Source organism: Actinomadura sp. NPDC048032, from assembly GCF_040653175.1.
GTDB classification, from domain to species: domain Bacteria; phylum Actinomycetota; class Actinomycetes; order Streptosporangiales; family Streptosporangiaceae; genus Spirillospora; species Spirillospora verrucosospora.
In genome coordinates, this window is sequence record NZ_JBEZJP010000528.1 from 1 (window position 1) to 4815 (window position 4815).

5 protein-coding genes are annotated in these 4815 nt (G+C 73.6%); 2 read left to right on the forward strand and 3 right to left on the reverse strand.

What is annotated here, in order from left to right; translation table 11 throughout:
* The coding region (locus tag AB0C69_RS38115) for an ArsB/NhaD family transporter (RefSeq protein ID WP_360360764.1) at positions 1-761 on the forward strand (761 nt) is incomplete at its 5' end.
* Between the two features lie 18 nt (positions 762-779).
* Here AB0C69_RS38115 and AB0C69_RS38120 read toward each other — a convergent pair.
* The 3 genes from AB0C69_RS38120 to AB0C69_RS38130 all read right to left on the reverse strand — a co-directional run bounded on the left by AB0C69_RS38120 (position 780) and on the right by AB0C69_RS38130 (position 3462).
* Positions 780-1664 carry an inositol monophosphatase gene (locus AB0C69_RS38120; RefSeq protein WP_360360767.1) on the reverse strand — a complete coding sequence of 295 codons (885 nt, stop codon included), beginning with the start codon at positions 1662-1664 and terminating at the stop codon, positions 780-782.
* Positions 1665-1694: 30 nt separating this feature from the next.
* Positions 1695-2375, reverse strand: coding sequence for a hypothetical protein (locus tag AB0C69_RS38125; protein WP_360360770.1), 681 nt, complete (start codon positions 2373-2375; stop codon positions 1695-1697).
* Between the two features lie 73 nt (positions 2376-2448).
* Complete coding sequence (locus tag AB0C69_RS38130; RefSeq protein WP_345175345.1) at positions 2449-3462, reverse strand: hypothetical protein; 1014 nt, start codon at positions 3460-3462, stop codon at positions 2449-2451.
* Between the two features lie 184 nt (positions 3463-3646).
* Between AB0C69_RS38130 and AB0C69_RS38135 the strand changes: the two genes are divergently transcribed.
* The coding region (locus AB0C69_RS38135; RefSeq protein WP_360360773.1) for a histidine kinase at positions 3647-4815 on the forward strand (1169 nt) is incomplete at its 3' end.

Below are 4815 nucleotides of genomic sequence, written 5' to 3' on the forward strand. Positions count from 1 at the left end.
ACCTACTCGCCGCCTACCGCGTGGCGCTGGAGACCCGTGCGTTCGCCGCGCGCATTTGGGCGCCCCAGCAGGCGGTCCTGGCCGTGACCATGGTCCTGCTGTGGGTCTTCTACTGGCGGCGGCGGATGCGCGGGGAGGAGACCTACGACCCGCCCGCTCCGGCGCCCGTCCAGGACCGGGTGCTGTTCTCCGCCACCGGCGCCGCGTGCCTGCTGTTCATCGGGGCGATCCTCGCCGGCGTGCACACCGGGATCCAGCTCGGCGTCGCCGCGACCGCCGCAGCCGTCGTGGCCGTGGTCGCCTTCGCCGTGCGCGACCGGTCGGCGCTGCGCCCCGCTCTCATCCCCTGGCAGCTCATGGTGTTCGTCACCGGGCTGTTCCTCGTCGTCCCCACTCTGGAGCGTTTCGGGCTGGACGACGCCATGCGCGCACTGATCGGCGAGGACGGCGGAACGGCCGGGGCCGTCCGGGCCGCGTTCTCGGGGGCGGGGCTGTCGAACGTCCTCAACAACCTCCCCGCCTACGTGGCAGGGGAATCGGCCGTGCCCGCCCCGAACAAGGACCAGCTGCTGTCCCTGCTCGTCGGGACGAACGTGGGGCCCGTCATCACGCCCTGGGGGTCGCTGGCCACGCTGCTGTGGTTCGAGTGGTGCCGGCGCTGGGACGTGCGCGTGCCGATGCGCACGTTCGTCCTGGCGGGGACGGTCCTGGCCGTGACGGGCTCGGCCGCCGCCGTCGGAGTCCTCCTGCTGACCGGCTGAGCACGCCCGGGGGAGGGCTCACCGGGCGAGGGAGGCGCGCCCGCCCTGCGGGTCGATCTTCGCCGTGGTCTCCAGGAGCCGGTCGAGCAGTTCGGGACGCGCCGCCACGAAGCCCAGCTCGGACGCCGGGCGGTCGATGCCCAGCTCGTACGGGGCGCCGTCCAGGCGGCGCAGCTCGGCGCCCGCCTCGGCCGCCACCAGCATCCCGGCGGGCAGGTCCACGATCTCGGGCAGGTACCCGACGATGCCGTCGATGTCGCCGCGCGCCAGCATCGTCCACGCCACCAGCGGCGCCCACAGTTGCAGCATGCGCGCGCACCGCAGCTCCAGGGCCGAGCGCATGGCGAACGCCACCGGATCGCCCGCGCCGACCTGGTGGCCCTGCGTCCAGGCCAGCAGCGGGTTCCTCTCCCGCCCCGGCCGGGGGCGGTCGGCCAGCGTCAGGGGCCGCCCCTCCGGGCCCAGGGCGCCCCGCCCGCGCACCGCCGACCACGTCCGGCCGCTCACCGGGTCGTGCACGACGCCCAGGACCGGCTCGGCGCGCGCGCACAACGCGAGCCCGACCGCGTACACCGGCATGCCGATCGCCACGTTGTTGGTGCCGTCCAGCGGGTCGACGAGCCAGACCATCTCCTCGCCGGGCGCGCCGTCGAGCATCCCGGACTCCTCGGCGATGATCCTGTGCCCCGGGTACGCGGCCCGCAGCCGCCCGACGATCAGATCCTCGGCGGCGGTGTCCAGTTCGGTCACCACGTCCCCGCCCGCGCCCTTCGGCCGCACGCCGAGGGGGCCGTCCACGCGGGCGCTGAGCAGCGCGCCCGCCGCCTCCGCCGCCTCCACCGCCACCCGGCGGGCCTCGGAGAGATCGACCGGAAGGGCCGCTGACGGGGTCGTGGGTCTCATCGGGCCTCTCCAGTGGGATCCGGCGTCCGGCTACCGGCGCGGTGAGCAGTGGGCTGCGGCGATCCTGCGGGCCGAGCGCCGCAGGGCCCGCAGGGTGTCGGCGTGGGCGGAAAGCGAGCGGCGCACCTTGTGGCTGGGAACGTCCAGAGGGCCGAGCGACAGGTCGCCCCCGCCCGGCGTCTGCCGGCCGAGGGCGACCGTGGCGGCGTCCAGCCCGTCCTCTATGAGCGTGCTGTGGAAGACACCGGCGGGCAGGGTGTACGACTCCCCGGTCCGGTGCGTGCTGGACCTGGCGGGGGCGCAGTGGACGGCCCTCCCGGTCGCCCTCAACTCGTCCAGGTCGCCCTGGCTCACGACCTCGAAGACCTGCTGCGTCCCCGTTGCGGAAGCCTCGCTGACGTCCATCCGCACGTTCCGGACCGTCCCGTACAGGACGAAGCTGAGCAGGTCCCAGCTGTGGCAGTGGACCGGCGACGTGGTGGACGGCGCCGGACGCACCTCCGGCGTCCAGATGTGCAGGCACACCCCGAAATCGCCGCTGCGCTCCAGGGGAAGGCACAGGAAGCCCAGGGGATGCCGCACCGCGGGAACGGAGGAGCGGCCCGCCGCGGCGTCCTCCAGGGCTCCGCCGAGGATCCGCCCCGCCCACGCCGGCAGCGTCCGCGCCGCGGTACCGGCGTGGATCTCCTCGCGGATCTCCTCGTACTTCACTCCGGCGGCCTCACCTTTCGCCGACACCCTCCGCACCGGCCGTCCCCCCTGGCCCCGCCCGACCCGGGCGGGGTCACTCGTAGGGGTCCTTGGCCCGAAGGGCCTTTCGTATGATCTCGATGACGTCGCGGTCGGTATAGCCCTGCGCGAGGTCGATTCCGATGACCTCGAAGAGCTTGCGCGCTTCCTCCACGGTCGGCTCGTCGTCCAGGGGCGCCAGCCTGGCCTGCTCGACCGGGACGCGCCGCGCCTGGTCGAGGCTGGTCTGCAGTTCCGCGCTCACCCAGCTGTAGTAGAACTTGGCGCTGTCGACGACCAGGGCCTCGCCGCGCGGGTCGTCGCGGGTGACCACCACACGCGAGGACGCGAGGTCGTAGCGCAGGGTCGTCATCGTCTGCGCGAGGCCGATGTCAATGTCGAGCATCGCGAACCGCTGCTTGTGCCAGCACGCCGCCAGGATCGTGGCGTACGCCTCCTTGCGGGTGCGCTCCAGCGTCCACGGCTCGCCCGTGGCGTCCGGTCCGTCCGAGACCGAGCGGCGGTGGCGCGCGTAGGCCTCGCACACCTCCACGTTCGTGGGGTCGAGGATCTCCAGGCGGAACAGCAGCGTCCGCCGTTCCCGGCGGGCGGCGGCCACGCACTCGGGCAGCGTGCGCGCGCGGATGTAGGTGCCCGTCCCGCCCTTGAAGAACCACCGGTCGGTGTCGCGGCGGGCCTCCGCCAGAACCTGCGCCACCTGCGCCCCGCTGATGACCCGCACGACCGTGGTCTCGTCCAGCGCGCGCTTGGTGTCGGCCAGGACGCCCTCGAACTCCTCGATGTGGGTCAGCTTGGCGTCGAGCTCGCCGAGCGTGGCCGATGAAGCGCGCAGAGTGTCGCGCACCTCCGCCTCGACCGGGATCCGCCGCCCGCGGTCGCGCAGCACCGACGTCGCCAGCAGGCCGATCACCGCGAGGATCCCGCTGTTGGTGATTTCGGTCTCGTTCGGCAGGTTCACCCCGAGGCCGAGCACCGCCACGACGATCGCCAGGACCAGCGCGATCACTGCGTCGGCGTTCTTCCCGAACCAGTCGGCGAATCGGGCCATGGTGCGGTTTCCCCGTCCTTGTCGGCGCCGGGGCGTCGGGGACGCTGAAGGGTCGTCCCCCCCGAACGGCACGACCGGCGCGGTCATCGTAACCACAGCGCCCATTGGCTTTGAAAGCCCTGCAGGTAAGGGCTTCGCTCGCGTGCGAGACAGGCGCCCTTCCGATCGCTATAGGCTCGTCGCCATGCGCGTACGGGGATGGTGGTCGGGGGCTTGGCCCACCCGGCGTTCCCGTGCGTTCGACATCGCGATCGCCGTGTCGTTCGCGGTGCTCGACGGCGTCTTCCTGTGGTTCGCCGACCAGAAGTTCTGGCTGCCCCCGCCCGTCGTGTCCGCCTGCAGCGTCGTGCTCGGCCTGGCCCTGATCGTGCGGCGCTCCCACCCGGTCGGGCTGGCCGTGTTCGCGGTGGTCTACGGCACCGTCACGGGCGCCGGAGCGTTCAGCACCCTGATCGTCCTGTACTCGCTCGCCGCCTACACCGCGTCCCGCCGCACGGTGGTGGCGATCGCGCTCGGCGGCTACGTCGCCAGCCTGGTCTTCCCGGCCCCGACCGCGGCGACGGAGTCCTTCCTCGCCCAGTCGATCTTCGGGATCGCGTTCGTCGGGGTCCCCGTCCTGCTGGGCCTCTACATGGGCGCGCGCAAGCAGCTCCTGGCCTCGCTCCAGGAACGCGCGGCGAGGCTCGAACGCGAGCAGCACCTGCTCGCGGAGCGCGCCCGGGGGGAGGAACGCACCCGCATCGCGCGCGAGATGCACGACGTGGTCGCCAACCGCATCAGCGTGATGGTCGTCCACGCGGGCGCGCTGAAGGCGATCGCCGTCCGCGACCCGGCGCGGGCCGCCGAGACCGCCTCGGTCATCGGCGACATGGGGCGCCAGGCGCTGGAGGAGCTCCGCCACGTCGTCGGAGTGCTCCGGCAGGGGGAGGAGGCCCTCCCGCAGCAGGTGGTGACGCTGGCGCACCTCCGCGAGCTGGTCGGCCAGTCCGGCGCCGCGGGCCTGCGCGTGGACCTGACGATCCGCGGCGAGGAGCGCCCCATGCCCGCCGCCGTCGGCCGGACGGTCTACCGGCTCGTGCAGGAGGCCCTCACCAACGTCCACAAGCACGCCGGCGCCGCCGCCACCCGCGTGGAGCTCGGCCTCCTCCCGGAGGCGGTCGAGGTGGAGATCGCCAACGAACCGCCCACGGCCGGGCCCGAGCACCGGCTGCCCTCCGGCGGGAACGGCCTGGTGGGGCTGCGCGAGCGCGTCACCGCCCTCGGCGGCAGCTTCGACGCCGGCCCCCGCGCCGGCGGCTACGCCGTCCGGGCCCGGCTCCCGCTGCCAGCTACCTCACCACGATCGACATCGGC

Excerpts from the sequence above, each read along its gene's own strand:
- AB0C69_RS38120 (WP_360360767.1), bottom strand. The coding sequence starts at position 1,664 with ATGAGACCCACGACCCCGTCAGCGGCCCTTCCGGTCGATCTCTCCGAG.
- AB0C69_RS38130 (WP_345175345.1), bottom strand. The coding sequence starts at position 3,462 with ATGGCCCGATTCGCCGACTGGTTCGGGAAGAACGCCGACGCAGTGATC.